Source organism: Solemya pervernicosa gill symbiont, assembly GCF_002020875.1.
Classification (GTDB): domain Bacteria; phylum Pseudomonadota; class Gammaproteobacteria.
Map to the genome: position 1 here is coordinate 17,850 of NZ_MPRL01000025.1, position 26,523 is coordinate 44,372.

At 54.0% G+C, this 26,523-nt stretch carries 31 protein-coding genes; 13 read left to right on the forward strand and 18 right to left on the reverse strand.

Annotated features, from left to right (window positions below; genetic code table 11):
* Positions 1 to 9: 9 nt before the first annotated feature.
* Both efpL and BOW52_RS07640 read right to left on the reverse strand, forming a co-directional pair.
* Complete coding sequence (gene efpL / locus BOW52_RS07635) at positions 10 to 573, reverse strand: elongation factor P-like protein EfpL (protein WP_078483500.1); 564 nt, start codon at positions 571 to 573, stop codon at positions 10 to 12.
* A gap of 70 nt (positions 574 to 643) precedes the next feature.
* Positions 644 to 1,423 (reverse strand): hypothetical protein, encoded by a 780-nt coding sequence (locus tag BOW52_RS07640; RefSeq protein WP_078483501.1) that lies wholly within the window; start codon positions 1,421 to 1,423, stop codon positions 644 to 646.
* 163 nt (positions 1,424 to 1,586) lie between these two features.
* On the opposite strand from BOW52_RS07640, the gene BOW52_RS16985 reads away from it, so the two are divergent.
* On the forward strand, positions 1,587 to 1,760 hold the full coding sequence (locus tag BOW52_RS16985) for a hypothetical protein (RefSeq protein WP_172840239.1): 174 nt from the start codon (positions 1,587 to 1,589) through the stop codon (positions 1,758 to 1,760).
* Between the two features lie 74 nt (positions 1,761 to 1,834).
* Here BOW52_RS16985 and BOW52_RS07645 read toward each other — a convergent pair whose 3' ends face one another.
* From BOW52_RS07645 to BOW52_RS07660, 4 genes are all read right to left on the reverse strand, one after another.
* Positions 1,835 to 3,439: a glycosyltransferase gene (locus BOW52_RS07645; protein WP_078483502.1), complete on the reverse strand. Its 1,605-nt coding sequence runs from the start codon at positions 3,437 to 3,439 to the stop codon at positions 1,835 to 1,837.
* Between the two features lie 29 nt (positions 3,440 to 3,468).
* The gene (locus tag BOW52_RS07650) at positions 3,469 to 4,557 is read right to left on the reverse strand and encodes a glycosyltransferase family 4 protein (RefSeq protein WP_078483503.1); all 1,089 of its coding nucleotides are present in this window, start codon (positions 4,555 to 4,557) and stop codon (positions 3,469 to 3,471) included.
* A gap of 113 nt (positions 4,558 to 4,670) precedes the next feature.
* Positions 4,671 to 4,889 carry a hypothetical protein gene (locus tag BOW52_RS07655; RefSeq protein WP_078483504.1) on the reverse strand — a complete coding sequence of 73 codons (219 nt, stop codon included), beginning with the start codon at positions 4,887 to 4,889 and terminating at the stop codon, positions 4,671 to 4,673.
* Between the two features lie 23 nt (positions 4,890 to 4,912).
* Positions 4,913 to 6,079: a hypothetical protein gene (locus tag BOW52_RS07660; RefSeq protein ID WP_078483505.1), complete on the reverse strand. Its 1,167-nt coding sequence runs from the start codon at positions 6,077 to 6,079 to the stop codon at positions 4,913 to 4,915.
* Positions 6,080 to 6,276: 197 nt separating this feature from the next.
* Between BOW52_RS07660 and BOW52_RS07665 the strand changes: the two genes are divergently transcribed.
* Positions 6,277 to 6,627, forward strand: coding sequence for a hypothetical protein (locus tag BOW52_RS07665; RefSeq protein WP_078483506.1), 351 nt, complete (start codon positions 6,277 to 6,279; stop codon positions 6,625 to 6,627).
* Positions 6,628 to 6,721: 94 nt separating this feature from the next.
* On the opposite strand, the gene BOW52_RS07670 is transcribed toward BOW52_RS07665, so the two are convergent.
* On the reverse strand, positions 6,722 to 7,015 hold the full coding sequence (locus tag BOW52_RS07670; protein ID WP_078483524.1) for a TusE/DsrC/DsvC family sulfur relay protein: 294 nt from the start codon (positions 7,013 to 7,015) through the stop codon (positions 6,722 to 6,724).
* A 291-nt stretch (positions 7,016 to 7,306) separates the two neighbouring features.
* Between BOW52_RS07670 and BOW52_RS07675 the strand changes: the two genes are divergently transcribed.
* The 4 genes from BOW52_RS07675 (at position 7,307) to BOW52_RS07690 (ending at position 10,323) form a co-directional block, all read left to right on the forward strand.
* The gene (locus tag BOW52_RS07675; protein ID WP_320416266.1) at positions 7,307 to 7,675 is read left to right on the forward strand and encodes a hypothetical protein; all 369 of its coding nucleotides are present in this window, start codon (positions 7,307 to 7,309) and stop codon (positions 7,673 to 7,675) included.
* Between the two features lie 66 nt (positions 7,676 to 7,741).
* Positions 7,742 to 8,449, forward strand: coding sequence for a DUF3581 domain-containing protein (locus BOW52_RS07680; protein WP_078483526.1), 708 nt, complete (start codon positions 7,742 to 7,744; stop codon positions 8,447 to 8,449).
* A gap of 30 nt (positions 8,450 to 8,479) precedes the next feature.
* Complete coding sequence (locus BOW52_RS07685; protein ID WP_078483507.1) at positions 8,480 to 9,352, forward strand: damage-control phosphatase ARMT1 family protein; 873 nt, start codon at positions 8,480 to 8,482, stop codon at positions 9,350 to 9,352.
* Between the two features lie 2 nt (positions 9,353 to 9,354).
* Positions 9,355 to 10,323 carry a phosphatase domain-containing protein gene (locus BOW52_RS07690; RefSeq protein WP_078483508.1) on the forward strand — a complete coding sequence of 323 codons (969 nt, stop codon included), beginning with the start codon at positions 9,355 to 9,357 and terminating at the stop codon, positions 10,321 to 10,323.
* Here the strand turns inward: BOW52_RS07690 and BOW52_RS07695 are convergent.
* The 8 genes from BOW52_RS07695 to BOW52_RS07725 all read right to left on the reverse strand — a co-directional run bounded on the left by BOW52_RS07695 (position 10,320) and on the right by BOW52_RS07725 (position 15,578).
* Positions 10,320 to 10,733, reverse strand: coding sequence for a hypothetical protein (locus BOW52_RS07695; protein ID WP_078483509.1), 414 nt, complete (start codon positions 10,731 to 10,733; stop codon positions 10,320 to 10,322). The genes BOW52_RS07690 and BOW52_RS07695 overlap by 4 nt on opposite strands.
* A gap of 36 nt (positions 10,734 to 10,769) precedes the next feature.
* Positions 10,770 to 11,132, reverse strand: coding sequence for a hypothetical protein (locus BOW52_RS07700; protein WP_135622139.1), 363 nt, complete (start codon positions 11,130 to 11,132; stop codon positions 10,770 to 10,772).
* Positions 11,133 to 11,201: 69 nt separating this feature from the next.
* Complete coding sequence (locus BOW52_RS17880) at positions 11,202 to 11,540, reverse strand: hypothetical protein (RefSeq protein WP_320416267.1); 339 nt, start codon at positions 11,538 to 11,540, stop codon at positions 11,202 to 11,204.
* Positions 11,541 to 11,552: 12 nt separating this feature from the next.
* A complete protein-coding gene (locus tag BOW52_RS17885; protein WP_320416268.1) occupies positions 11,553 to 12,065 on the reverse strand; it encodes a hypothetical protein in 513 nt (170 codons plus the stop codon).
* A gap of 73 nt (positions 12,066 to 12,138) precedes the next feature.
* On the reverse strand, positions 12,139 to 12,615 hold the full coding sequence (locus tag BOW52_RS17715; RefSeq protein ID WP_135622140.1) for a dienelactone hydrolase family protein: 477 nt from the start codon (positions 12,613 to 12,615) through the stop codon (positions 12,139 to 12,141).
* Positions 12,616 to 12,623: 8 nt separating this feature from the next.
* Positions 12,624 to 12,992: a dienelactone hydrolase family protein gene (locus BOW52_RS17720; protein ID WP_135622142.1), complete on the reverse strand. Its 369-nt coding sequence runs from the start codon at positions 12,990 to 12,992 to the stop codon at positions 12,624 to 12,626.
* A gap of 49 nt (positions 12,993 to 13,041) precedes the next feature.
* Positions 13,042 to 14,340, reverse strand: coding sequence for a putative bifunctional diguanylate cyclase/phosphodiesterase (locus BOW52_RS07720; RefSeq protein ID WP_078483511.1), 1,299 nt, complete (start codon positions 14,338 to 14,340; stop codon positions 13,042 to 13,044).
* 11 nt (positions 14,341 to 14,351) lie between these two features.
* Entirely contained in the window at positions 14,352 to 15,578 is a 1,227-nt protein-coding gene (locus BOW52_RS07725; RefSeq protein ID WP_078483512.1) for an HD-GYP domain-containing protein, read from the reverse strand.
* 450 nt (positions 15,579 to 16,028) lie between these two features.
* Between BOW52_RS07725 and BOW52_RS07730 the strand changes: the two genes are divergently transcribed.
* From BOW52_RS07730 to BOW52_RS07750, 5 genes are all read left to right on the forward strand, one after another.
* Entirely contained in the window at positions 16,029 to 16,376 is a 348-nt protein-coding gene (locus BOW52_RS07730; protein WP_078483513.1) for a hypothetical protein, read from the forward strand.
* Between the two features lie 74 nt (positions 16,377 to 16,450).
* Complete coding sequence (locus BOW52_RS07735; protein WP_078483514.1) at positions 16,451 to 17,032, forward strand: glycine zipper 2TM domain-containing protein; 582 nt, start codon at positions 16,451 to 16,453, stop codon at positions 17,030 to 17,032.
* Between the two features lie 72 nt (positions 17,033 to 17,104).
* Complete coding sequence (locus BOW52_RS07740) at positions 17,105 to 17,356, forward strand: PepSY domain-containing protein (RefSeq protein WP_078483515.1); 252 nt, start codon at positions 17,105 to 17,107, stop codon at positions 17,354 to 17,356.
* A gap of 8 nt (positions 17,357 to 17,364) precedes the next feature.
* A complete protein-coding gene (locus BOW52_RS07745; protein WP_078483516.1) occupies positions 17,365 to 18,039 on the forward strand; it encodes a response regulator transcription factor in 675 nt (224 codons plus the stop codon).
* Positions 18,036 to 19,367, forward strand: coding sequence for an ATP-binding protein (locus BOW52_RS07750; protein WP_078483517.1), 1,332 nt, complete (start codon positions 18,036 to 18,038; stop codon positions 19,365 to 19,367). The genes BOW52_RS07745 and BOW52_RS07750 overlap by 4 nt, the downstream gene beginning before the upstream one ends.
* 91 nt (positions 19,368 to 19,458) lie before the next feature.
* Here the strand turns inward: BOW52_RS07750 and BOW52_RS07755 are convergent, their stop codons facing one another.
* Positions 19,459 to 20,103: a YecA/YgfB family protein gene (locus BOW52_RS07755; protein WP_078483518.1), complete on the reverse strand. Its 645-nt coding sequence runs from the start codon at positions 20,101 to 20,103 to the stop codon at positions 19,459 to 19,461.
* Positions 20,104 to 20,258: 155 nt separating this feature from the next.
* Between BOW52_RS07755 and BOW52_RS07760 the strand changes: the two genes are divergently transcribed.
* Both BOW52_RS07760 and BOW52_RS07765 read left to right on the forward strand, forming a co-directional pair.
* Positions 20,259 to 22,175 carry an adenylate/guanylate cyclase domain-containing protein gene (locus tag BOW52_RS07760; RefSeq protein WP_078483519.1) on the forward strand — a complete coding sequence of 639 codons (1,917 nt, stop codon included), beginning with the start codon at positions 20,259 to 20,261 and terminating at the stop codon, positions 22,173 to 22,175.
* Between the two features lie 14 nt (positions 22,176 to 22,189).
* A complete protein-coding gene (locus tag BOW52_RS07765) occupies positions 22,190 to 22,852 on the forward strand; it encodes a hypothetical protein (protein ID WP_078483520.1) in 663 nt (220 codons plus the stop codon).
* A gap of 6 nt (positions 22,853 to 22,858) precedes the next feature.
* On the opposite strand, the gene BOW52_RS07770 is transcribed toward BOW52_RS07765, so the two are convergent.
* Both BOW52_RS07770 and BOW52_RS16995 read right to left on the reverse strand, forming a co-directional pair.
* Positions 22,859 to 25,720, reverse strand: a complete 2,862-nt coding sequence (locus BOW52_RS07770) for a caspase family protein (protein ID WP_172840242.1) — start codon at positions 25,718 to 25,720, stop codon at positions 22,859 to 22,861.
* A gap of 37 nt (positions 25,721 to 25,757) precedes the next feature.
* Positions 25,758 to 26,523: hypothetical protein (locus BOW52_RS16995; protein ID WP_408021566.1), on the reverse strand; the 766-nt coding region annotated here is incomplete at its 5' end.

Consider the following 26,523-nt stretch of genomic DNA (forward strand, 5'->3'; position numbering starts at 1 on the left):
ACTCAACGTTCAGGCGCGCGAAATATAGTCAGCGCTGTCGGTATTGACCTTGATCACCTCACCCACCTCCAGGTACTCGGGCACCTGAACCACCAGACCGGTAGAGAGGGTGGCAGGCTTGGTACGCGCCGACGCTGAGGCACCCTTCATTCCTGGCGCACACTCGGTGATCTCCAGAACGACGGTGGTCGGCAGCTCAATACCCAGAATCACTTCATCGGTTATCAATGCCAACATTCCCTCGAGCCCCTCGGCGATGTACTTCAGCTCCTCTTCGATCGAATCTTCGCTGAGGATGTACTGCTCGTAGCTCTCGCTGTCCATAAAGGTGACGCCATCGCCATCTTTATAGAGCAGCTGCACCGGGCGACGGATCAGGTCAACGCTGTTGACTGCCTCATCACCCTTGAAACTGCGCTCGAACTTCTGGCGACTGACCACATTCTGGCCACGCACCTTATAGAGGGTGCTACCGCTGCGCGAGGAGGGCGACTGTACCTGCAGCTGTTTGACCAGAATCGTCTGACCATCGACCTCAATCGCCGCACCTTTTTTAATCTCATTCGCTTTCATTGTCTGTCCACTCAAATTTCAGATGGGCGAATTGTGGCAGCTCAGCCCTCCGGGGTATAGCGCCGACTTATTACTCAGCGATCTGCTCAATCGCCTGCTGCAGAAAGGGGCGTTTTTCAGCGACCTCTCTACTGGCACGCTTGAATACCGATCGCAGAGGTTTCTTAAGATGACTCAACACCGTTTTGGCTGACAGCTGCTTAAGCTCTGCAAATATCGCCAGCGCATAGGTCACCTCGTCCTGTGAGAGGTGAGCAGAGCGCTGCGCATTGGCGTTGTAACAGCTGCCGCAACCACCGCGGAAATTGTAGGCGCTATTGGCAAACATCAGTCCAAAACCCATAAAGACCGCCAGCACCTCGGTTGCCTGGGCCCAGAAATCCTCTCCACCTGGCGGTGGTTCGGGAGACATCGATGCCAGATAGTGGGCGATGATATGGGCGTAGGTGGCGATCATCCCCTCAGGGTTATTAATCTGATTCGGATCGTAGAGCACCGTCAGGTATTGCTCTTCACTAATGCCTGTCGGGGTAACTCCTGCTGGACCCCGCAATGCACCTTCAATCACCAGCTGGGGCGGCTCAACGGTCGAGCACTGATACTGATCGACCAGTCGTGTTGGCCAGTGTTTTACCCCTGCGAACGCTTTCACCTGCTCGAAGATCAACTCCGCCATTCCGTGCACACTATCAACCCGACCTGGGAAGTGCTCATTACTCGGAGTGACAAGAATCGTTTCATTTTGAAACAGCTCACCATCGAAGTTGCGCAACGCCCAGCCATAGGTATCGAACAGCCACGCCACACGTAACTCATCGAGAATCGGCTCTTTGTTAAATATTGAGAACATCACTTATACCTCTGCCCCACTATGAGGCACCCTTTTAACCCGCTTCGCGTAACAGAATGTTACAAAAAACCCCACAACTCTGCTTGCATTCAACATAATGACCCAATAAAATTCTCAACTACTTATTTACCCACAACACACATACATACAGAGGTTTTTTACAATGAACGTAGATCAGCACCTGAAAGTCGCTACCTGGCACATTGAGCAGGCTCGCCTGCACGCAACCAAGGAGCACGCTTGCGGTTGCCCAATCAGCCCTGAGTACCAGAAGATCATCGACGAGGTCGAAAGCGGTAAGATCCTCGAAGAGCTGACCTGCGCTGTAAATAGCTAATATTTCATATAATATTAGCTACGAAAAACCCGCCAATTGGCGGGTTTTTTTACGCCTGAACTTTTTAACAAGGCTCACTCGTTACTGGGGTGTACCACATGCAGATTTGGCATGCCGACCACGGTGAAGCCCCGATCCCTCGCCATCAAACCAAAACCCTCTGTCTCAATGTGATAGTTATAGGGTGATTCTGGGAATGTTACCCCCTGCTTCAACACTTCACTCTTCACTAACAGTGCTGTACCACCGACACAGTCGAGTGGAACCAGATTGAGATAGTTCAACTCAGTCAGATAGATCCGTGGTGTTCCCGATGGCGGTTGCAACAACCCCTCTTTTCGAGCGTAACGGTAGAGATATTTAAAGTCAGGCAACTTCTCATAGAGGAATGCGTTTTTATCGAAGGGTTTACCATCCTCTTTCACACAGTTGGCCATCACCACATCGCGTTGAGACGAAAGCATCTGTTGAATGAGATCTGTGGGTAAATCGCTCAGATCGACATCGATAAAAAGACAGTACTCATAACCCTCTAAAGCTCTGCTCGCAAGGCGGTTACGGCACTGCGCCAGAATTGAGCGACGCCTCAGCTGTACTGAACGATCCCACCGTTTTACCTTTAAATGAAAACCAAAATCGAGACGTTCAATCCACACTGAGTGAAAGCGTTCACTCCAACTCGACTTCAACTGCATCAGCAGCTCTTCCGTCTTGTCGATACAGTCACTGTAAAGAATAGCGACATCGATCTGTTCACACGGGTAATCAAGCGCCTCTATCATCTCCCGGTAGCGCTCGATATTCGACGCCGCATTTTTCATAGGCGTCGCGATCAAAATTCTCGGATGTGATGTGACCTGCTCTAACCTCTGGTTGTCGATAACGATCGCAGATGCGATGTCCTTATAATCAAGCTCAGGGCAGCGCAACTCTCTCCATATTTGCTTTAAACTTTTACGTTTGGGTCGTCTATTCAAATCTTTATTTGACCACGAGCCATGCCAAAGATGATTTAACAGCGGTTTATCAACTGTATCCAGGCAATTAAATTGAGCATACATAGTTTGTCGATAGGCGGCGGAGTCATGGCAACTGTTTCCATGTTTATCGTGCGGTGACCAGCTGTCGGCAAGTAGCACGTCTGGTCGCAGCTCATCGGCTACCGTCATCACTGCCCCGGTGAGCATAAATGGACCCGTTGCATCTAAGACCGTGTAGCTCTCTCTCTGTTTTACTAATACCTCATGCACATGGTTCCAGAAACCATTTCCACGCTCTGATCCCATCAACGCATTGCAGAGTAGGTAGGGAAAACCTCTGGCAGAAGCCTGTCGCTCTTCAAGATGTTTTTCTGGTTCTGCTGATAAAAACAGTCGGCTTGCACCCATCAAACCGTCGATAGACCCCAAACATTCCACATCGAGATCTGAATAGACACCACCCTCATGATGCAAGATGAAATAGCGCACGGCATCGCAACGCATAATCGCCTTGGGATAGGCATCATAGATCTCTAGAAACCATGGGTAGTGATCTTCAATCAGTGCGCGATTATCCTCGTCGCTCCAAATATTTATCTGCCAATCGGGATGATGAAGACGCCATGAATCAACCACCTTCTTATACGCTTCAGGCAGGTTATGATCGACCCAGGTAAAGTGGATTATTTTTGGAATCATCTTCTAACTGACAAATATTATTAATATGGTTATATAGTGCATATCTGCCGATAAAAATCAGCAGTTTTCTTACCAACCAGCGTCCATGAATAGGCTTTCCGATTCTCTTTAAGCGCTCTCTTTTTCTCTTCATGCTCCGCTTCAGATGATGCAGCCAATACCTCCGAAAGGTTATCCTCTCCGGATTCATCAACATCAAAATAGATTCCCGCCTCACCAAGAATTTCACAATTGTAGGGTGATCTACTGCAGATGATTGGCAAGAGATGCTGCTGTGCAAAGTGAGGTGCAGCTGTGGTCAATGACCTCTTGCCGTGCGCGCTAATCAAATAGTCTGCCGCACGCGCTAAATCCGCTAGATCGTTTTCTTTAACATAATCTAGAAACCTGATATCACCCCTACCTAACAATCCCTTCACCTTCTCAATATAGTTTGGATAGGCAATACTCTTCAGCCGTCTATAGTAACCACGGTCATGAAATGCACCAGCGATAAGAAGTACAGCCCTTCTCTCTAAGTCACGCACTGCTTTGATTATAAGTTCATGTGTCTTATAGGGTCTGACCAGTCCAACGCTGATTAAAATCAGTGCGTCGTCAGGCAACCCTAATGAGTGACGTGCCTGCTCTTTAGTCAGCGTCGAAACTGGCTCATGTGAAAAGAAACCGTGTTGTATCAGACTATGCTGGCCTGAAAACTCAAAGGCTTCTAAAACTCGCTGACGCCCGCAATTGGAATGGTGAATATTTCCGTCAGAAAATGTGTAGAGAAGTTGATAAAGTCGCTGCTCAAAATCTGGATTAACACAGTTGTGTGGAAGAAAATTATGAAGGGTTAAACAGAGCTTAATATTACACGCTCGTAGTTTCTCTAGTGCATCACTGAAATCATTTAAAATCTCAGAGCTACTCTGTTTCATTGTTTTTCTTGAGGTGAGTAAAGACTCTGGCCAGTGTAGGTGCAGAATATCTGGCCGCTGAGCTTTAATCTCATCAACTATCTCCGGCAGATAACTTCCCCACTTTCCGAGCAGCACACAATCCACACCGCCCGATTCAAGACCGCTGGCAAGCGCCCTCGAATAGTTATGATCTCCTGGAATTATGACTACCTTCATACGATACGGCTTTCCCTGGCTCTTGTAATTAACTGTGCTAATTGCCGTACACGGGTACTGCTTACAGCTGTATAAATATTTCAGTTATTTGATGACTACTACCCGGCTAAACTCTATCCGAGATCCGCCAACTTCTCTTCAACCTGCACCAGCTCTTCTGAGATCGCCTTGGCAATTCCCGCCAGAACTTCGGCATTCTCTAGCTGGATGGCACGTTCCTCGGAGTCAGGATCAAGCCCCTTACGATAGTCGGCCTCAATTGCGGCAAGCCGTTCTTTCAAGCGATCACGCTCAGCCCTCAGCTTTGCCACTTCCTCATCAATCTCGTTCATCTCTACCTCTCCTCGTGAGTGAGTTAGCACTTCGGCCAAAACTGCGTCTCGATACCCTCACCCAGATCGGCCTCGATCAGGCGACGACGAACCTCAAGTAACCGCTCAATCAAGGCGGGCTCCGCCTTCTCATACGCCTCTGCATCGGGCTTCCGGCTCACCACCACACCGAGCAGTTCGGTGATCGCATTACCAATCGAGTTCTGACTGATAGTTACAATCAGCTTACCCTCATCGTTGCGGTAGATCAGCTGCTTAAAGGCGGGTTGCCAGCGAATAGCATTGGCGTAGGCGGGATCGGTAATACAACTATCACGCACCTTCTTCGCCGTCTTGAGAAAATCATTATTAAACAGCAGCACATTCTCAACTGAGTCTGGGAAATAGACGTCGTCGAGAATCGGTGCGTTGCGGCTTGAAACCTGCGAGAAGAAGGTACGGTAGAAGTCGATGAAACCTTTGAGGATCTCATCATACTCCTGCCAGAAGCGCACATCCTCCAGAGTCGCCACACCACCCGGAATCTCCCAACTTGGCAGCCCCTGCGGAAAACCGGTGAGGTTGAAGCGCGCCCCATCATCACTGACCGGTTTTAGAACCTCCAGCTTGAGGGAGTTGCAGACAAACTGACGATAGACGTCGTGCATATACTTCTCAAACAGCGAGTGCTGGCCACCGTCAGTGAGATTGGGGTTTTTCACATCGGCCAGGGTACCTTCACGCAGGGTCTGCATCGGGAAGACCATGAAGTGGTTGTGCAGCATACGAATACTCGGTACGCCAGGGGAGGTGAGCGGCCAGGTGGCATCGAGGCTTGCCTCACCCGCGAGGACCAGATGTTGTTCCGGGTCGGGGTAGGTCTCGAGCATGTAGTCGATAATGATCTGGTTCATCCGGTTCCAGACGTGTTTCACGTTCTCAGGAACCTGGGTGCGACGCACTGGACGACCCAGTGGGTTGAGGATCGTCTGTGATGTGTTGTAGATGATCGACGTATCGAACTCGTTGGTATGACCAAGCGCCTTACGATAGAGCAGCAGATCTTCCGGGTTCTTCAGCAGCCCGTTGTTGTGCATCAGATCGTTGAGATTCTCGGTCGAGTTGAAGAACTCATTCGGCTTCATCCCCTCCGGTACATCGAGCGGAATAGGGCGGAAGGGGGTAACGATCTCTCTTGGGCCGGACTGCATAGCACAACACCTCAGAACTCTTTATGGGCATATAAGCCGTTGAAATGACAACAATAACTAATGTTATTCACGCTATCACCATTAGATATCAAAAGGAAATAGCTACCCTGATATACCTCCTTTTTCTCGCCACCAACAGAGACCCTCTATCAACTACGCTTAGGGTACAGGGTTACTAATAACAGGGGGAATAACACATGAAGCCGATACTAACCGTCGAATTCAGCGCCAATGCGGCCGGTCGTGACTTCAATGAAGAGAGCGTCACTATCCACACGCCTGAAGAACTATTTCAGTTTGTTGCACCAGGGGGAGGGTGCGAAAAGATTCCGGATGAGGTGAGTGAGATTCAGTTTACCTTCCTGCCTCCGGAGCACCCCAACACCATTAATACCATTGCCGATCGACCCGCCACACTCTCACTTGGCATGGCCTATTTTAGTGGTCCACTCTCTGAGATTGTCGAAACCTCACAGCAGATCCTCGACAAGGCGGGCAGGGGTGAGCTTTCCTTGGCATTTATTGAAGCGATTAGTGCAGGTAGCTAAGAGCTACTTCTTACTCTCAGCCAATTCCGGGCATAAAAAAGGGCCCACAACCGTCGTTGTGAGCCCTCTCATGCCTACATACTTTAGAGTGCGATCAGACGCAGCCGGTCGGCTTTGGCAGGCCACCGTACTTGGTTATCGGCTTCATCGGGCCGGTCAGCCAGGTCTTGAACATCTCCTTCTGATCAGCACCGGCGTACTTGGAAAACTTACGAATCGGCGGTACTACGCTGTTCTCTTCGAAGTACTCACGCGCCTTCATAATGTGTCCCCACTTGACGTCATCGAGTTCAATACCGTCCGCCTCAGCCATTGCACGGCCAATTTCAGGGGTCCAAATATTCATATTGGTGAGATATCCGTCACCGTCGCGATCTGGTAAATCCATCGTCTTGCCTCCAGTAGTTTTCTTGCTGTGTGCCAGCTCGGTTGGGCACATCAAAATTAATAACTTAGTAAACTTGTAGGCGATTAAACATTACCCGATGATTCTTGTCAACTACTAATTGTTAAAATTTGTGGTTATTAGACCCTTTAACTAACAAGGTCTAATCGATCGCTTCACGTCCACCACTGAATATCTCTAAGCCACCTTTAACCATTTCCTTAGAATGGGTTTATATTTCTTGCGCCCAAACCGGTATCCTATGCGGCAACTGCAATTACTCTATAGGGTGAAATGATGAGCGAGCTGGACCTTCCCGAGATCAAACTCGACAACGACAACCTCTACCGTGAAGAGAGCTTCACCGATCGCAAGGTAGGCATCCTGCGTCGCCTCTCACCAATAACTACTGATGGCTCTGACGACAATAGTCGTCCAACACTCTGGATCGGTCAGACCCAGGTAATGACCCAGGCCGGTCCACTGCCGATCTCATTTGAGATCGAGGCCGCGACTCTGGAAGAGGCACTGGGCAAGTTTACTGAAGGTGCCAAGACGGGCATCCAGGAGACTATTGAGGAGATGCAGGAGCAGCGTCGCGAATCAGCCTCACAAATCGTCGTTCCCGGTGCTGGTGGTGGCAACCGTATTCAGGTCCCCTAGCACGCGTTTATCCAACAATAATGAATGGGGCGCCACCTGAGCGTTCCCTACAGTGGTCATATGAAGATGTTTTTAGATCAGTTTTTTAGCAATGACGAAGGATCGATCCGGATCTCACGCCAACAGGCGAGCACCTTTGCCAAACGTGTAGCGGGCGATTTCAACCCGATCCACAATGAGGATGCAAAGCGCTTCGTCGTACCCGGTGACCTGCTGTTTGCACTGATCCTCACTCGTTACGGCGTGAGCCAGAAGATGCACTTCAACTTCGAGGGCATGGTGGGTGATGCCACGCCACTTCACTTCCCGGAGTCAGAGGATGAGAAGCTGGCGATCTGTGATGAGAACGGCAAGACCTATCTGACCGTTGAGCGATCTGGCGATAACGATCAGGAGCAGAATCTGGTTCGCTCACTCGCCTGTAGCTATGTCGAATTCTCTGGCCAGACCTTTCCCCACATTCTGGTGCCGCTGATGAAGCAGCACAACGTGATGATCAACACTGACCGACCACTGGTAATCTACGAAAGCATGTCGATCGACATCGATCGGTTAGATATCACCGATCCGAAGCTGGAGCTGAGTGGATCGTCACTAGAGGTTGAGGGTAAGCGTGGTAACGTCCGCCTCGACTTCAATCTGATGTCGGGTGATGAGGTGGTAGGGCGTGGTTCGAAGAGCATGGTGTTGAGCGGTCTTCGCGAATATGACCAGCAGAAGATCGACACCCTGGTCAGCAACTTCAATGCCGGCAAAGAGGCCTACGCGGGTTAGGATCTGTTAACAGACCCTAACTCTCCCACCATGGAGACCAAACCAGCCTGTCATCAGTGCTTTCTGCGCCAGGCCAGTGATGCGGCCAAACGTCTAAACCTGAGCGCCGCCAGAACCGATGAACTACTGGCAACGGCACAGGCCCAGCTGCAACAGCCATCCGCCAGCGCCACACCACCGATCATCGCCTCTGACCTGCACGCCATGATTCGCCACGAGAGCGGCTGTAGTGACCCCTATCTGGCTGCAAAACAGAGCGCCACTGAACATGCGCTCAGCCTCTACCCCAAACTGAAGCAGCTGCTGGCAGATGCCGATGATCCGCTTGATACCGCGATTCGCCTCGCCATCGCCGGCAATATCATCGATCTCGGTGTAGCCGATGCCTACGATCTCGAGGCGAGTATCGAGCGGGTGATCAAACTCACACCCGCCATTAACCATCTGCCTGAACTACGCGAAGCACTCAGCCACGCCGAGCAGGTTCTCTACCTGGCCGATAATGCCGGCGAGACGGTGCTTGATCGTCTGCTGATCGAACAGCTCGAACTGCCCGTTACTTACGTGGTGAAGGGCGGTGCTACGGTCAATGATGCCACCCGTGATGATGCGCTGGCCGCCGGTCTCGACCAGGCGTGTGAGATTATCGATAACGGTGCCGCCTCGATGGGAACACTACTAGAGCGCTGCAGCGCAGAGTTCCGTAATCGCTTCGACCGCGCCGAGCTGATCATCGCCAAGGGGATGGCCAACTTCGAGAGTCTCAGCGGTAGTCGTAGCGGACTCTTTTTCTTGCTGCAGGCGAAATGTGGCGTGGTAGCCGATCATCTCAGCGTCGCCGAGAAGTCGATCATTATTTTGCAGGACCAGGCCGAGACAGCAGAGGCGGAAACCGGCGTTTAACGATGGACAGACCGGGTGAAATCGTTATCTGCGGCCTCGATGGCGTACTGGCACTGATCGAGCATCGCCTTCATCACCTCTATAACGAAGAGGGTGAGAAACATTGGGATCGATTCCACGCCGCCTGTATCGATGACATGCCCAACCTGCCTCTGGTCGATCGACTCAACCACGCCCGTAGTGAAGGTACCGAGTTAGTCATCATTAGCGGACGCAGTGCGGCGGTACGCAATGAAACTATCAACTGGCTGGCACAGTGGGACATCGGTTATGACGCGCTCTGGTTACGCCCAGAGAGGGAGTTCAACAGCTCAGCCAAGTTCAAGGCCGCACTACTCGATCGACGCTATCCACAGCGTCCGATCCGACGTATCTACGAGTCCGACAGCCATCTCGATGTGGCACAACTGGCGCTGGAACGCATCATCCCTTGCACCCTGATCGGTCACAATCAGGGCAACGGCGAGTCGCGAGAACTATTCGAACTGCGGGTGATCAACCACAGCTGTGATCACACCACCCTCTACCCCTTCTATGGCGACGAGGACTTCAGCTGGGATGAACGCACCCAACAGCTCACCGCCGGTCCCTGTCGACAATGTCAGGTTCGAGAGCAGCAGAAAGAGCAGAAACAGAAGGCGACCGTCGCTCGACTGCACGCCCAGGGGCGTGGCCTGCCCCCACTGGAGGGTTCTGAGCGACAGACGGAGTGGGCTGAGGGGATACGACAGAAGGGTTTTGGTGCTGTCGATAAGGTCTTGAGCTGGATCGATCAGGTCGATGCAGAGGCGCAGCGTGAAGATCCCGACCACTGGTACACGGTTAAGCAGGGCATCGACCGCTCGATCAAATGGCTGGAGGAGCAGGCCGATGCCAAGTGGTGGATCGATAATCGCCACGGCATCTATAACAATCTCGATGCGGGCCGTTCACTACTCTCTGCGATTGCTGAACAGCAGGGCTTCTTTTAGTCGCGGCTCGTTTCGGCACGTCCCAATCGGTACGCCTCACTCAGCGCCGCCTTGAGCGCCGCCTGTTCTTCGAGGTTATCGATCTCCAGGTGCTGTTTGGCAATGGTAGCGAGCTTCTCCATCAACCGTTGTTCATACCATGCAGCTATGAAACCCTCGGTATCAAGCTGACCCTCACTGATAAAGTCGGTAACCACACCTGTGGCATTGGAGTAGGTGACCGGCTCCGCCTCCATCATCTCGTACTCATAGGAGTAACTATCGATGCCGTTACGCTTGGCAATCGTTGTATAGAGCGCGGGAATGACACCGTGCATGGCGATGATCTTATCGAAATCGACCTCTATGGAGGGTTCGAACTTCTCACCCTTGAAATAGAAGTGGACGGTGGCTGTGGCACTATTTTTCATCTCATTGCTCTCACTACTTACATCACTAGATAGGCGCTATCCCTGTTCAAGATAGGCTAGTACATCAGCCAGTCGCCCTTCATCGACCATGAGCAGAAAGGGTGAACTACCAAACTCTCCACTCTCAGCACGAAGCCAATGATACATGCGCACCCCATCACCCTCCATCCGCTCGTGGAGTGCCTGATAGAGGCGGATAAACTGCTCAGCCCGATCCCAGGCATCGCTCCCCTCAACCAACAGATTTCGTCCCTCAAACAACGCACCGACATCTTCACACTGAAGGCCAAGCAGCCGCGCCACCTCGGCTCGGTAGAGACCCAGCATCTCACCCGCTTGAACTACCGACTGGCTGAGTCGCTGCAGTGATGAGAAGGGATCGGTGAGGCGATGGACCAAGAGAGCTCCAGACTTTAATGCGCGTAGCGCCATTATTACCTACGGTGGCCTGATGAAAAAATGCTACAACTATTGGGTGTTTCGCAGGCGTAGAAATGATGCGAAGCGTGGCAGACCGCTTTGCGTCAGACCGTAATATTTATAGGTCACGATGGCACCAATGGGGGGCGGCGTTCGACGCTCTTGATCACTCAGGCCACTACCCAGTCTAAAGCGCCTGCCACTCTCATCCTCAACCAGCAGCGAACCAACCTGACCGAGGTACTTCCCCTTACCCGGCAGGTGTTCGATCACGATCGCCTCAGCATCCTGATAACGCTTCAGTTTTAGTAGATCGTCTGATCTGAAGGCACGATATCGTGCATTGGCGTGGTGAAGCATCAACCCCTCACCCCCTGCAGTGACCACGGCATCGAGCTGCTACATCAACTCCGACTCACTCGCGACTCGCCACTGCTCGACCAGAACTATATAGGCAGAAGCGGTGGTCGAAACGACTCCCTTTAACGCCTTCAACCGATCATCAAAGCTGCCCGTTGCGCTGGGCAGGTCAAACACCATGAATCGGATCTCTCGCCACTCCTCCTCGTTCGGCACATAACGTCGAACCGCACCACTTAGCGTCCCGAAACGGCCTCGTCCCATCCACAGTTCACCATCAAGGGGAGTTGCTGGAAAATCTACAGTGAACCAGCTGGGAGCCTGAAAACGATTACCGCCACGCGAGATGAGTTCACTACCGCTCCAATAGGCACGTACTCCATCGAGCTTTTCACTAACCCAATACGCACTCACATCGTTACCCTGACGATAGCTATTGGCAAGCATCAGTGCGGGTCGCTCTGCCGCATAGAGTGGGGTTATAGAGTGCGCGATTAAGAAAACAAAACAGAGTGCTGGCGTAATCTTGCTACGCAGATATTCCGGTGACATAACGCCCTCCCTGGCTGTTATTGAGGCCTTCCCATGGCCTCTCATCAAATCATGGAATCATGGAATCATGGAATCAACGATTGTGGCGCTCGAATACCAGACGGAGAAGTCGATCCATCGCTGACCACGACTGCTCATCCGCCTCTTTGTTGTAAGCGAGTGGAATTCCAAACTGCTTGCCATACTTATCGGCGCCGGGATAGGTAAAGCTGTGCTTGGCACCCTCGTAGTTCTTGAAGCTGAAGCTGACCAGTGCGCTGTTCATCTCATCTTTAAACGCCACAATATCCTCCGCCTTAACGAAGGGGTCATCAGCGCCATTGGCCACCATAATGCGTGCCTTGACCTTGCCTCTCTCTGCCGGTGTTGATGTAGTCAGTGAGCCGTGGAAGGATGCAACAGCATCGAGGTCTATACCGCGCCGCGCCATCTCCAGCACCAGCCCACCACCGAAGCAGTAACCGATCGCCGCGGTCTGTTCCGGATCGACCGAAGCGTGTGAGGTCAACGTCTTCAACGCCGCCATAAAACGCGCCTCGGCGAGTGGCATATTCTTTTTCAGTTCACCGGAAAATTTTCCCGCATCCGCTGACCGCCATGGATAGCGAAGCGAAGGCGGTTAGTCCGCGATAGTCGACGCCGTCTGTATATTCGTAGTTGAGAGCGTGAGCGAACGACGTAGAACAGCGCCACATAACCCATCTCAGCGAGCATACGCGCACGTTTGCGCGCATATTCATTGTGACCCCACCACTCGTGAACCACCAGGATGCCGGGGCGTTTGTCCTTAACCTCATTGTCGTAGGCAAGATAGCCCTTCATTACTGTATCGCCACTGCTGTACTGGATCTCCTCACCAACAAAGGCCGCCTCCACGTTGTGCAGTGTAGCGGCGAACAGGGTTAATAAGATCAGTAGCTGCTTCATCGGGATATCTCTCCAGGGCGGAAATAGGTCAGTTAGAAATGTAGCGTTTTCAGTGTTTGTTATGCGACTGTAACCATGCGCAGTATTCAGTATGTGGCATTGGGCGCGCAAATAGATAGCCCTGACCAAAACCACATTTTAAGTTTTTCAGAATCTCGAGTGCACCCGGCTCTTCGATCCCCTCGGCTAATACACTAAAACCGAAATCCTGTGCAATCTTGAGAATAATTTCGACGATTTTCTGCTCATGCACGCTCTTTAAGATATCGTGAATAAAGGACTGATCGATCTTCAACTCATCAACCGGAAGCTGTTTGATATAGGCAAGCGATGAGTAACCGGTACCGAAGTCATCTACCGATACCTTTATCCCTAGTGTTCGCAGCGATTCGAGCACTGCTGTGGTGTACTCAACATCGTGAAGTAGCGCACCTTCCGTAATCTCGAGCACCAGACGCTGAGGATCTACTCCCCACAGTGACAGTCCATTCTCCACCACTTCCTGAAAGCTTGGCTGGTTGAAGTTGCGGCTGGCGATATTGACCGAAATAGTCGACTTAGATTCACTCTTGGGCCACTCACCAACATGGCGAAGCGCATTGTGCAGGGTCCAACGCGTTAGTGGGTGAATCGCATCGGTCTTCTCGGCCAACGGTATGAACTGTCCCGGTGGAACCATGCCCCGTTGTGGATGGTTCCAACGCAGCAGTGCCTCCGCGCCGATCACCTTGCCGCTGTTTAACTCGACCTGTGGCTGGTAGTAGAGCTCGAACTCATCGTTATCAATGGCACGTTCAACCTCATACTCGATATTCCAACTGACACTCTGCTCACTCTGCTCACTCTGCTCACTCTGTAAGGCTGTGCAGTAGAAGATGTACTCTTCACCACGATCCTCTGCCAAGCTTCGCGCCAGTACGGCGGATTTGAGTAACTCCGCACCGCTATTGGCCCCATCGGGATAGGTCGCAATACCGATTACTGGTTTGATACGGAACTTGTCTTCATCGATCTCTACGTGATGTGTCAACAGGTGTAGCAACTTACGCACAGCAAGGCGCGCATGCCCCATATTCTTAACACCAAACAAGATCAGCAGTACTTCCGATTCGCTCAGTACAATCACACTATCACTGAGCCGAAGCGTACCGACCATGCGCTGGTGAATCTCCTTGAGCATCTGCTCACCTTCACCGCTACCAAACAGTGCACGCAGGTGGGCTGCACCACCGATCTTGACCGATAGCACCGCTATACGTTGATGTGATGATTCACCCTTTTTTATCGCTGCATCGATGCGCTCGATTGCCGCACCTTCACGCTGGGTTCGAAGCTCAATAATATCCATCGCAACAGTACCTAGATGAAATACTCTGCTGGATCAATACCGTAACTACCGGGTGACAAGCTATGACTGATGCTGAGTGCCTGCCCATTGTGTCCTGAGGTGTGTTTACGCATATCAAACTCGTAATAATCATCGAGCAGCTGCTTGTCAGACTCCATTAGAACCATCACGACCGGGCGAAGGCGCGCCTCCAGGTGCTGTGCCACGACGATACCAACACGACCATCACTCAACTGCACAATGGTGCCAACAGGGTAGATTCCGATCACCTGAATAAACTGTTCGATGATCGCACCTTGAAAATCGATATCGCGCCACTGGTAGAGAAGCCTTATCGCCTCATCGGGTGAGACCGGCTTGGCATGAGGGCGGGTGGTGGTAATTGCATCGTAACAATCGACGATACCTGCGATGCGCCCAAACAGAGGGATCTCCTCCCCCTTCAGTCCTTCAGGATATCCAGAACCGTCGTGACGTTCATGATGGGTCTCAATCATGTGCACTGCACTGGCTGATATATGGCCATTTCGCTTGACCATCTCGACCGCATAGTCGACATGTTTACGCACCTCTACCATCTCATCATCACTGAGTCGACGTGGCCTGGTGAGTAGTTCGTGATTTATTCGGGCACGCCCTATATCGAACAGTGCCGCCCCCAGTGCCAGCTCCTGCAACATCGTTTTTGGCAGGCCGATATGGCGACCCATCGCGACGGCCAGTACGGCACAGCTCATGGCGTGTAGATAGGCGTAGGCATCGATCGACTTAAGGCGTGTTAGCAGAATCAGCGCATCGGGATTACGTATCACGCTGTCGACCATCGGCACGATCGCCTGTTTGAGCTGTGGGATGTTGATCTTCTTGTTGGTCGCCACATCGACAATCAGCTTATCGTAGGCGTTCTGCATGCCGTCGTAAGTGTGCTTTGCCACCTTCAATTCATCATCACGTGAAGCAGTGCGTTGATAGACAATCTGGCGTTTCTTGTCGAACAGTACATCACTGGACGGTTTTACTTTTTCCAGCGAACCGAGCGATGGCCGCTCAGCCTCTTCACTCTTCTCGACATCGATATAGACCGCGCGACAGTACTGCGCGAGGCGCGGAATATCCTCGTGGGTAACAATAAACCCCTGAAACGGGAAGGGTGTATCGAGCCAGGGGCGATCGAGATCGGCGACAAACATTCCCTTCTTCAGATCCCCCACGCTCACCTTTACTTTATCCAGCGACATCTTCTCTATCCCTTAGTCGAACGTCGGGAATCACTTCCCACTTCGGGGAGTCGCTATTTTTGCGGAAGCTTGTTTTGGGCGTCCAAGCCCAAGCAAGCGGCAAATACTTAACGCGACCGTTTATGCCTACGGCGCCCCGCGGACTAACCGCCTTCGCTTCGCTATCCATGGCGGTCAGCGCTGGAACGAAATGCTCTCATGGACCACTGACTATACTGGCGCTGCCACCCCGCAAACAAGATCTGCATCTCTCTCCCCCAATCTCCATCCATATCCCCTCGATAACAGCATAGCCCGGTCTCACTCTGATGCCATTTAACAGAAACATCACCTGACCACGCTTGCAGAGCAACATCACAGATTCGTTCAGCCTGGGTTCAGTATGGCGGGCGTAGATTGAAGGCGTGCAAGGAGCAAATCGCTCCAGATACCCAACCAAGGAGGCACGCCATGAACAACAAGACTAGAACCACTATTGGAATAGCCCTCGCCGGACTGCTCTCTCTCTCACTGCTGCCGGGCACTGCCGCAGCGCACGACCGCGATCACCGCGACTATCGCTCGGGAGATCGCTACTCAAGCTACCAGAAGCGTCATCTGCACGACTACTACCGCTGGCATGCCAAACCCGGCAAACACGCCTACCGTCACGGCAAACGGGCGCATGCCAACATACACGCCCTGAAGCACAAATACCGTCGTCACACCCATCGTGATTATGGTCGCGACCACTATCGAATCTACGGCGACAGCGACGGACGAATCGTCTTCTCTATCGACTACCGGGACATCTTTTAGTCGCCTGGCCGCCGTTCAGTCAGCGCTCAGCTACCCACTGCGATAGTGAAGCCACACAACAAGGGAGACAAATCATGAAGAGCTCACACACCATTACCTCGGCACTCATCCTTGCCCTCACCGCGGCACCAATCTATGCCGGGCACGGAAACTATAACGACCGTTACGATCGCGACTATGGTCGCAGCACACACAAGTCGTTCACCGACCGTGCCCGGGTGATCGATGTCGATCCCATCCTGCAAACCGTACGGGTACCAACCCGCCATCGCCACAACCGTAACTGCTGGGAGGAGGAGGTGCACCACTCCGGGCGCAGTGATGTCGCACCTGGGGCGGGTCTGATCGCTGGCAGTATTATCGGCGGTGTAATCGGTAACCAGGTCGGTAAGGGTAAGGGAAATAAGGCAGCAACCGTCTTCGGTACCGTGGTCGGTGCAGCCGTGGGACACGAGATGGCACGCGGCAGCGATAATCGCGACGATTACACCACCACCGTGACCCGCTGTGATAAGCGTCGTGACTACCGTGAGCGTGAAGAGATTGTCGGTTATCAGGTCAGATATCGCTATAACGGACACACCTTCAGTCGCCGCATGAATCGTGATCCGGGCAAGTGGGTACGGGTTAAGGTCAAGGTCAGCCCCTACGAGTAACCGGCGTAGTTTTGCCCTAACGCCCGAGGCGGTATGCTTGTGCCAATACCAGCTCTCAAGCGGAGAATCGATGTGAATAAGCTGCTCATCTCCATACTGCTACTCTTCTGCGCCAGCTTTGGCAGCGCCTACGCCGAACGTGACGGGCGTGAGCGTGGGGGTGCCAGTCTCGATGAGGCGGTGGAGCAGGTGCGTGAGCGCACCGGTGGCCGAATTCTCTCGGCTACCACTAAAAAGCGCAACGGTGATCGTATCCATCGCATCAAGGTCCTTACCCCCGATCGTAAGGTCCGGGTCATTCGCATCCCGGCCAGACGGAGATAACAACCCCGATGCGGCTGTTAGTGATAGAGGATGAGGCGGCGCTGCTGGCACAGGTCTGTGAACGGCTCGAGGCAGAGGGTTACAGCGTCGATCGTGCCAGTGATGGAAACGACGGTCTCTATCAAGCCAGTGAGTACCCCGCCGATCTGGCCGTGGTCGATCTTGGTCTGCCCGGCATTTCGGGACTCGATATCATTCGCAAGCTACGCGAGTCCGGCTCCAAACTACCCATTCTTATCCTCACCGCCCGTGGGCGCTGGGAGGAGAAGGTCACCGGGCTTGAGGCGGGGGCCGACGACTACCTGGTCAAACCGTTCCAGATGGAGGAGCTACTGGCACGTATTCGTGCGCTGCTGCGCCGCGCTGCTGGCAGTGCCAGTAATCAGCTCGAACTCGGTACACTCAGCATCGATCTCGATGGTCAGTCGGTTTCAGTCGACGGTGCCAGCCTCGAACTCACCGCCTTTGAGTTTCAACTACTCGAGTATCTGGCGCGCCGTGCCGGTCAGGTCGTCTCCAAGAGTGAACTGGCCGACTACATCTACCCTCATGATGATGATCGCGATAGCAATGTGATCGAGGTGCTGATCGGACGTCTGCGACGCAAACTGGCACAGTTTGAACTCAAACCGATCGAGACCCTGCGTGGACGCGGTTACTGCTTCCGGACTGAGGCTGAATGATTTCACTCAATGCCCGTATCACCATCACCGCTTCAGTTGTTGTGGCGGTGTTTGTCGTCCTCACCGCGCTGGCACTCGACCAGGCGTTTCAACAGCGCGCTGAGGCGGCGGTGCGCGATCGCCTCTTTGCCCAGCTCTATCTATTGATGGCCGATGCTGAGCTCGATAGCGGCGGCAATCTACAGATGCCGACACAGAGCGCCGAGCCACGTCTTGGCCTGCCAGGTTCGGGGCTCTATGCCGTCATTCGAGAAAACAGTAATCGAGCCTTGTGGCGTTCTGCCTCTGCGGTCGGTCTGAACCTCACACCACCACCGATCGAGGCAACACTCAACGACAGTTTCAGTCGACGCCAAAATGCAGCCGGCGATTTCTTTACTATCACCATGGGTATCGAGTGGGAGGTGGAGGGCAAGGGTTATCCGCTCCACTTCACACTCTATGAGGATCTGCACCCCTTTGAGACCGAGTTGAATCGCTACCGTTACAGCCTCTGGGGCTGGCTTGGCGCGATGGCTCTGCTGCTGCTGATCACACAGGCCGCCGCACTCGCCTGGGGACTGAAACCCCTGCGCACTGTCAGCCGCGAAGTAAAGAGGGTAGAGAGTGGCGAACAGCAGAGCATCCACGAGGACTACCCACGCGAACTGCGGCGCCTTACCGCCAACATCAACACCCTGCTTCACCATGAACGCGCCCAACAGACACGCTATCGTGACGCACTTGCCGACCTCGCTCACAGCCTCAAGACACCGTTGGCGGTACTGCGCGGGATCGAAGCCGATGCCAACTGTCAGCAACCGCTACAGGAGCAGGTGCAACGCATGGACGAAATCGTCCAGCATCAACTGCAGCGCGCCTCCACAGCAGGTCGCTCAGCACTCGCAGCCCCCATCGATATCGCTCCAGTCGTCGAACGACTACTCAACACCCTCAACAAGGTTCACCACTCACGCAACGTAACGGCCACCACTGAACTGGAAGAGGGTGCCAGCTTCCGTGGCGACGAGGGTGATCTGATGGAACTGCTCGGTAATCTGCTCGACAACGCCTATAAGTGGGCCAAGCATCGTGTGACGATTACCAGCTACTGTCAGGGTGAACGGCTACAGATTCATATTGAAGATGACGGCCCGGGTATCGCCGACGAACAGCAGGTGCTGATTCTTAAACGTGGCGCTCGCCTCGATCAACAGACACCAGGACACGGCATCGGATTGGCCATGGTGATGGATATCATCGACGCCTACGAAGGTTCATTGAACTTTATGCGTAGTGAACAGGAAGGAACTAAGGTGGTGGTCAAGTTACCAGGGTGCGACCACTAACTAGAGCATTTTTGCATTCATAGCACATATCGATCTGATCTTTCGATCAATGAAATCTTAGTACACACACATCTAAACTAATCGCTCGATATCAATTCGGCTGTTCAACAGGATTGAGTTCGGGTTCACCCTCAAAATCCTCACTACGCAGATGTGCATAGAGATCAGACTGACCCATCGCGTGTAGGTGCTCTACTACTTCAGGCAGAAACTCCTGTGCCTTCTCCATGCGCTCATCTACGTTCTCCTCCTCCGTCTCGCTTGTCACCTCTTCGCGTGATGCAAGCAGTGCGATAACACCGAGACCCACCTCGAGATTCTCCACTGCGTTCTCATCTTTGACATCGAACCAGGCATCCTCGCTGATCAGCATGCCGTCCATAAATCCTCGGCACCAGTGTTCAACCGGCGCGGTTCCGTAAGGGTAGTCAACCAGTTCGACGCTCTTCGGTAGTACAGAGCTCTTGAAGACCAGCGATGAGGCGATCTCGCTGTTGAGTTTATAGAGCAGCGGCTGCAGCTTCTGCTCATCCTGCTCGGAGTTGATCTCCAGCTCCGGCAACTCCTTGAGGGCTCGCCACCAGGCAGAGGGGGGAATGATAGTCGGAGAGCAGTCGATCGCGGTAAGGAAACCGGTGAGACGATTAAAGGTGAGGTGTTTGTCGCTATCACCACTGGTAGGAAAGTAGTGATGGATCGTATCGAGCTCATCGCGACTAAATTTGGATTCGATCATGCCTTACACCTCTATTATTCTCTCTCTCCACTCATTGCCTGGTGGAGTGAATGATTGTCGTTCAGCGGTCTGAGATTGGACAGCATGCGCCCGTTTGTTCCATCCATCAACCCCGACCATTTTACTGCAGCACTCTTTTCCTATACTAAGAGGTTATGGAGATTGACCAGACAGGCCGACGCACACGCAACCGATTTGCACTGCTAATCGCTGCCACCCTGCTACTCACCCAGCTCGCGGCCGCCTCAGGTCTGTTGCAGTTGATTGAAAACAGCTACTCCGATCTCTGGCACCGCATCGCCGGTCTGCGCCACACCCCCGAACACACCGTTCTGATCACCATTGATGAGGCCACACTCAACGCCTACCGCGATGAACCGCTGGCGTTCTGGTCACCACAGATCGCCAAGGCGAGTCAGGTCCTGCGTGAGAGTGGGGTGGCGATTGTCGGTCTCGATATGATGTTCTCGATTAGCCCAGAGCAGTGGCTACGCAAACATCAGGGCACAATCGATAGCGGCATTGCCACCTACGACCTTCCGATCCGAAACGAGATCTCTACCGGTCGACTGGTGATGGTCAGCTCCAGACAGCAGAGTAGCGACGGTTTCGATGAACTACTGCTACCCGCCTCAGACTATCTACTCGCCGTTCCCGATTTCGATCTCAATACCCATCTTGGCCTCGCCGACCTGCTCTCCGACCTCGATGGTGGCGTGCGCCACTTCAATCTTGCACCCGAGTTAAAGCTACGCAGAGAGAGTGATCGCGCCGCACTACCATCACTCTCCTTCGCCACACTGCTAGCAGTACGCGCCAACGGTGCCGACGCACACAGTGCTGAGTGGTCAATCAACAATCACCTCTATAGTCGCAGTAGCGAGCAGCGTCGAATCAGTTACAGCGGACCTCCGGGGACCATTCCGCGCGTACCTCTCATCGATCTACTGCAGGAGGGTGCTTCAAGCAAAGCAGAAATCCGCGCACTTGCCGGCAAGGTGGCCATTATCGGCGTCGCCTACGCCGGTATGAACGATGTACACAAGACGCCCTACACCACCAGCTTCATGGGCATGGGTGGTCGCTTCATGATCGGTCCAGAGATTCACGCCAACATTGTCGAGAATATGCTCAGTGGGCGTGAGCTGCATCCGCTTCCACTACCCGTCAGTATCGCCTACCAATTGCTGATGCTGCTGCTCTTTGCGTGGCTCTTCTACCTTCAGCAAAGTTCACGCGGAGCAGTGATTCTGCTGCTTGGTGCAACACTCGCCGCCGCCATCGCCTACGCTGGCTTTGTTGCTGACATCATCATTCCAGTAGCCGAACCACAGTTGGGACTTCTGCTGCTATTTCTCGGTGTACTCAGCTTTAAACACGCCTCCGAGGAACGAGAACGTGAGCGCATCACCCAACTCTTTGGTCGTTATGTCTCCGACAATGTTGTCGATCAGCTGATCGAGAGCGGCGGGGAGCCGATCCTGGGCGGCACAACGGAGCAGATCACGGTACTGTTTAGCGATATCAGAAACTTCACCACCATCTCTGAACGACTCGATGCCCAGGAGGTGGTGGAGATGCTCAACACCTATTTCGATCGTGCCTGTGACGCCGTGCTTGAAGAGGGCGGTACGGTCGATAAGTTTATCGGTGATGCGATCATGGTACAGTTTGGTGCCCCCTACCATTTTGAAGATCACGCCGACCGGGCACTTCGAGCGGCCGTTGCAATCAAACAGGTAGCGGCCGATTTTAGGGTGTGGATGACGGGGCGTTTCCCTGAGCGTAACCTGCCTGAGTTTGCCATCGGCATCGGGCTGCACAGCGGTGAAGCGGTGATTGGCAACATCGGTTCGTCGCGCCGACTCGAGTACACGGTGATCGGCGATACAGTTAACGCCGCCTCGCGTATCGAGGGCAAAACCAAGGAACTCGGCTGCGTCATTCTCGCCAGCAGTGCTACCATCGAAAGCGCTCAGCAGAAAGTGAGCACGGGCAAGGTACAGAGGGTTTCGGTCAAGGGGAAAGCCATCGAGCTGGAGTTATACGAAGTGCTCGATACAGTGGATTAGTTGGAGGTCTACCGATGTTGAATGTCTTACGCGTTGCATGTGCACTTTTCATCTCTCTGCTGATTACCGGCACTGCCTGGGCCGAACCAGATCCGGGTGCCTTTGTGACTCGCAGCAGCGGTAGCGTCAATTTTCACACTGAAGGGACGGCCGCAGCACCGCTGCCACCCTTCGCCAAGATATTCTCCGGCACCCAGGTCTCTATCGGAGCCGACAGCAAACTGCAGTTAGTCTATCTGCAGAACGGTCGTCAGGAGTTCTGGAGTGGGCCCGCTTCACTGGAAATAGGGATCGATGCGAGCAGCGCCAAGGGTGAAACCGCATCGCCAACGATCAAGATGCTACCGCCCTATATGGTCGATGTACTGACACGCTCTCAAGATGTCATCAGCGATATCCAGTCACGTCAGGGGATGATCCGTGTTCGCTCGTTGATGACGGCACGCAAGGTGAGAAAGGCGGAGGCCAACTACACCACCATGCGAGCTGAATCGGCCGATGACGACATCACCCCGGAGATCTACCTGCTAACCACCTACGATGAGTTGAAGGTCTATAAACGGATGGAGAGGCCGCTGCAGGAGATTCTAAAACGGCAACCCAACAACGAGGCGGCTCAGCGTCTGCACGACCAGTTCATGGCAATTCTCGAAGCCGAACAGGAAGCGCTGCAGTAGCTCGGCTCACTCTCCCACACTCACAAGCGGAAAGTCCTCAACCTGCGACGGTGCAATCAGCTGCGGCGTCTGTGGCCCGATACGCTTGTCGCGCTGCGACTCAACAATCGGTGCCGCTCCCGCAAACAGTTCACGTAGTGTCAGCTGACCATCGGCATTGCTGTCGGACGACTCCGACATTGCCGCGAGTACCGAATGGGTGAAAAGACCATGGCGTGTGTTGGGATACTCCTGCGACTCCTCATCCCCCTTGGAGGCGAGCATTAACGAGAAGAGTGAGGAGGCGGAGCGTTTCATCAAGGAGTGTGCCTCGAAACGTCCCTCAATATTACGCGCCTGACAGGTATCGACCATCAGCAGACGCCGTCCAGCTGTAAGACGAAGCGACTCAAAGAAGGTGGTCCAGGGCATCAGCGACTCGATCTCCCCGCCATCAATCAACCGATCGAGATCGGCCTCAACCGCGTCACGCGGTACAAAGTAGTAGTTACCCGCCTCATCACTAATGCCATGTGAGGCGAGAAAGAGGATCACCGTATCCTCAGGCTGCGCCTGATGAATGAAGGCGAGCGCTTCACGAATGGTTGCCCGATCCGGCTTGTTGGCACTTGCATCGTTGATCAGACGGGTATGTACACGCCTGAACACCTTGCCGCCCCGATCACGCAGTGCCTGCTCGAACCCCTCAGCATCATTGGCGGCGTAGGCGAGTGCGGCATCCTCAGAGAGGCTGGGAAATTTATTCACACCCACGGCGAGCAGATAGAGATCGCCCTGCTGCGGTTTGAGGTCGAGCGCCTCCGGTAGCACCAGATAGTGCTCGGCCACACCCATCGAGATACCGTTAAAGGCCTCGACCCTGATCTCGTTATGGTGTTGGCTGAGCGGTATCTCCACCACTTTACTGAACCGCTCACTCTCACTCTCAGAGAGCACTCTCTCACTGGTCGGAGTAACTGGTATGTGGTTAATAAAGACCGTTACATCCCTCATTTGCAGCGAGTTTTTCTCGGCGCTGATCTGCAGTGTCAGCACTGCATGACCCTCATGCAGCTTGACGCGACCAAGCTGCAGTCGGATGCGGGGCGGGGCGATCTTAGCCAGCTGTGAGATCTCAAATTCAGGACGGCCGACCGTGCGCTGCAGCGCGCGAGTTTTGATCCCGAGAGATTGCGTGATTGCCGCCTTGAAGAGATCGGGGCGGTAGAGGATACGATCAAACTGCACCGCACGGTGAAAATCGGGCACAACACGTTCGCCACGATTGACGTGCCAGCCGACGAAGTTATCGCCATGGATCGAGGAGATGTAATAACCACTCGGCAGCCAGGCGATCCACTCCTCTCCATCACGATGCGGGAAGTAGGCAAACAGGGGGGAGCCATCTCGCATGTCGTACCAGCGGATGGTGCCATCGGAGAGGGCCGCCACCGCTACACGACCATCGCGACTGATATTGACCGACCACGCCACCGAGGCGAGTGCCACACTCCACTGCTCCTGCACCCGTTCATCGAGTAATCGAAGCGACCACTCTGTGCCCAACAACAGCTGCTGGCCGTCAGGTGCTATCGCGTAACTGCGCGCCATCTCATAGTCATCAAGCGCTGGCACCTTGCCATTTATTTTCGGCCTAAAATCATCCAGCCACTGTTCAACCTTGAATCGCGCGCCACCTCGCTGCGGTGGATGAAGAGTTTCACTCACTCTGGACTCAGCAGGCTTCTGCGCCCCACCCATTAGCGCCGAGAAGTGGTGCAGCTTAGTTGTGCCCTGTTCAACCGGGTAGGCGACCGTCAGTCCATCCTCGGAGAGCAGCAGTCGCTCGCGGTCGCGACTGTAGTCGAGAATATCGGGGCCGCGAAAACTCTCGATAGAGCCATCTGCTGCGATGATTCCGAAACCGGGATCCTCGGCCGCAAAGACAATACGCCCACTGGGCATCTGCTGGATCTCAGTAATACGGTTAAGTGCGGCGGGAATCCGCTCAAGAGCCCCGCGCCCCCCCTCACTCCAGCGGTAGACCGGATTTCGCCCCGCGCCCCGGTAGTCACCGCTGGCGTAGAGGTAGTCACCCTCTGATGACCAGGTGACGGTAAAGATACTCTGCTGATCAACCAGGCCGGTTTGATCGGGATGAAACGCAAGCTCTAGATTGCGTGCCGAGACTACGGCAACGGCGGCGGCATCGACAAAACCGATCGCGATCTTTGCTGCATCGGGCGAGAAGCGGATCGATATCGGCTGCTTACCCCCCGGGATCTTGCGTCGGCCGACCAATTTGAAATCACGACTATAGAGCCGCGTCATGCCATCGAGCGAGACCGCAGCGAGGCGGCCACTGCGACTGAAATCGAGATCCATCAATTTGTCGAGATAGCCACTATCACGCGCCACCACCTTGCCATCGGCAAGGCGTACCACCGCCAGTCCGGCCCGCCCCTGCAGACCCACTGCGAGATGCGCGCCATCGGGTGACCAGGCGAGGGCGGAGATGGCGTCCTTAAACCCGTCCAGAGTGCGTACCAGCTCACCGCTAACCACATCGAAGAGATAGATCGACGCCGCGCCATTCCAGTCCCAGCCGGTCCAGCCGGCGGCTGCAACGCTATTGCCATCGGGTGAGACGGCCAGGGCAAAGAGCTGCCCCTCATGACCACTATCGATCGGAACCCGCAGGGTGGAGAGCAGACGCTGCTCCGGCATCTGCCAGATACGGATTGTCTTGTCATCGGAGCAGCTGATCAACCGCTGGCGCGGTGCATCGACCACCAGACGTCGGATCAGGGTGGTGTGCATACCCGTCTCGACGCGCAGGATCGGTTCAGTGGGCGGAGCAGCCTGCGCAGGTGACAGGATTGCAAACAACAGTGCACTTATTAACAGTCGCCACATAGGCCTACTCTCAACGACCGAGATCTTCCTCCTGTGCCTCACCGCGACCACCCTCAAAGACCACCACGGTGCCACTGAAGAGATCGAACAGCAGCGGTTGATCGACGGTGATCACGCCTTCCGAAGTGGAGAGCAGCTGCGGATTGAGCGAGGCGACCTCAATCACCTCAACTGAGCTGCCACCCCCATCCTGAGACTGACCGTTTTCAGCCAGCAGCTCCGCCTCGACATCGGGCTCCTCAACGAAAATCTCGGCGAGAAGGCCTGCAGCGTCTGGTGCACTCTGGCCAGCCACACTCACGCCCCCCGGTGCACCTGGGGGCAACGCCCCCGGTACAGTCGGCGCACCCGGACCAGCGAGGGTTGGGCCTACAGGGATTGCGGGGAGTGAAGGGATAGGAAAAGGCATGCGGGCATCTGGACCCGCCGCGATAGTGGGAGTAGTCACCACCCCGTCGCTATCGGTCACCGAGACGGAGCCCCCCCCCTCAACACCCGTCAGCCCACCGAGGAAGGTGACCTGACCGGCGGGAGCGGCGATGGAGATAGCCCCTTCGGCGCGTGCTTCATACATTGTGATACTGCCACTGTCTGCCTGTATCAGCAGCGAGGCGACTCCGAGATTGGTCGGATTCCAGAGGTTGCGCTCCGGTGTCTCGACACTGACGTTGTAACCGATGGTCGCACCGATATCGATATCACCACCGGTCGATGTAATCGAGACCGCACCAGTGGTCTCGATCTGGTCGAGCGAAACATCGTTGCCAGCAGCGAGG

What these genes read in the sequence shown, in the direction of transcription:
- efpL (WP_078483500.1), bottom strand. Translation starts at nt 573, where the DNA reads ATGAAAGCGAATGAGATTAAAAAAGGTGCGGCGATTGAGGTCGATGGT.
- BOW52_RS07640 (WP_078483501.1), bottom strand. Translation starts at nt 1,423, where the DNA reads ATGTTCTCAATATTTAACAAAGAGCCGATTCTCGATGAGTTACGTGTG.
- BOW52_RS16985 (WP_172840239.1), top strand. Translation starts at nt 1,587, where the DNA reads ATGAACGTAGATCAGCACCTGAAAGTCGCTACCTGGCACATTGAGCAG.
- BOW52_RS07645 (WP_078483502.1), bottom strand. Translation starts at nt 3,439, where the DNA reads ATGATTCCAAAAATAATCCACTTTACCTGGGTCGATCATAACCTGCCT.
- BOW52_RS07650 (WP_078483503.1), bottom strand. Translation starts at nt 4,557, where the DNA reads ATGAAGGTAGTCATAATTCCAGGAGATCATAACTATTCGAGGGCGCTT.
- BOW52_RS07655 (WP_078483504.1), bottom strand. Translation starts at nt 4,889, where the DNA reads ATGAACGAGATTGATGAGGAAGTGGCAAAGCTGAGGGCTGAGCGTGAT.
- BOW52_RS07660 (WP_078483505.1), bottom strand. Translation starts at nt 6,079, where the DNA reads ATGCAGTCCGGCCCAAGAGAGATCGTTACCCCCTTCCGCCCTATTCCG.
- BOW52_RS07665 (WP_078483506.1), top strand. Translation starts at nt 6,277, where the DNA reads ATGAAGCCGATACTAACCGTCGAATTCAGCGCCAATGCGGCCGGTCGT.
- BOW52_RS07670 (WP_078483524.1), bottom strand. Translation starts at nt 7,015, where the DNA reads ATGGATTTACCAGATCGCGACGGTGACGGATATCTCACCAATATGAAT.
- BOW52_RS07675 (WP_320416266.1), top strand. Translation starts at nt 7,307, where the DNA reads ATGATGAGCGAGCTGGACCTTCCCGAGATCAAACTCGACAACGACAAC.
- BOW52_RS07680 (WP_078483526.1), top strand. Translation starts at nt 7,742, where the DNA reads ATGTTTTTAGATCAGTTTTTTAGCAATGACGAAGGATCGATCCGGATC.
- BOW52_RS07685 (WP_078483507.1), top strand. Translation starts at nt 8,480, where the DNA reads ATGGAGACCAAACCAGCCTGTCATCAGTGCTTTCTGCGCCAGGCCAGT.
- BOW52_RS07690 (WP_078483508.1), top strand. Translation starts at nt 9,355, where the DNA reads ATGGACAGACCGGGTGAAATCGTTATCTGCGGCCTCGATGGCGTACTG.
- BOW52_RS07695 (WP_078483509.1), bottom strand. Translation starts at nt 10,733, where the DNA reads ATGAAAAATAGTGCCACAGCCACCGTCCACTTCTATTTCAAGGGTGAG.
- BOW52_RS17885 (WP_320416268.1), bottom strand. Translation starts at nt 12,065, where the DNA reads ATGTCACCGGAATATCTGCGTAGCAAGATTACGCCAGCACTCTGTTTT.
- BOW52_RS17715 (WP_135622140.1), bottom strand. Translation starts at nt 12,615, where the DNA reads ATGCCACTCGCCGAGGCGCGTTTTATGGCGGCGTTGAAGACGTTGACC.
- BOW52_RS17720 (WP_135622142.1), bottom strand. Translation starts at nt 12,992, where the DNA reads ATGAAGCAGCTACTGATCTTATTAACCCTGTTCGCCGCTACACTGCAC.
- BOW52_RS07720 (WP_078483511.1), bottom strand. Translation starts at nt 14,340, where the DNA reads ATGGATATTATTGAGCTTCGAACCCAGCGTGAAGGTGCGGCAATCGAG.
- BOW52_RS07725 (WP_078483512.1), bottom strand. Translation starts at nt 15,578, where the DNA reads ATGTCGCTGGATAAAGTAAAGGTGAGCGTGGGGGATCTGAAGAAGGGA.
- BOW52_RS07730 (WP_078483513.1), top strand. Translation starts at nt 16,029, where the DNA reads ATGAACAACAAGACTAGAACCACTATTGGAATAGCCCTCGCCGGACTG.
- BOW52_RS07735 (WP_078483514.1), top strand. Translation starts at nt 16,451, where the DNA reads ATGAAGAGCTCACACACCATTACCTCGGCACTCATCCTTGCCCTCACC.
- BOW52_RS07745 (WP_078483516.1), top strand. Translation starts at nt 17,365, where the DNA reads ATGCGGCTGTTAGTGATAGAGGATGAGGCGGCGCTGCTGGCACAGGTC.
- BOW52_RS07750 (WP_078483517.1), top strand. Translation starts at nt 18,036, where the DNA reads ATGATTTCACTCAATGCCCGTATCACCATCACCGCTTCAGTTGTTGTG.
- BOW52_RS07755 (WP_078483518.1), bottom strand. Translation starts at nt 20,103, where the DNA reads ATGATCGAATCCAAATTTAGTCGCGATGAGCTCGATACGATCCATCAC.
- BOW52_RS07760 (WP_078483519.1), top strand. Translation starts at nt 20,259, where the DNA reads ATGGAGATTGACCAGACAGGCCGACGCACACGCAACCGATTTGCACTG.
- BOW52_RS07765 (WP_078483520.1), top strand. Translation starts at nt 22,190, where the DNA reads ATGTTGAATGTCTTACGCGTTGCATGTGCACTTTTCATCTCTCTGCTG.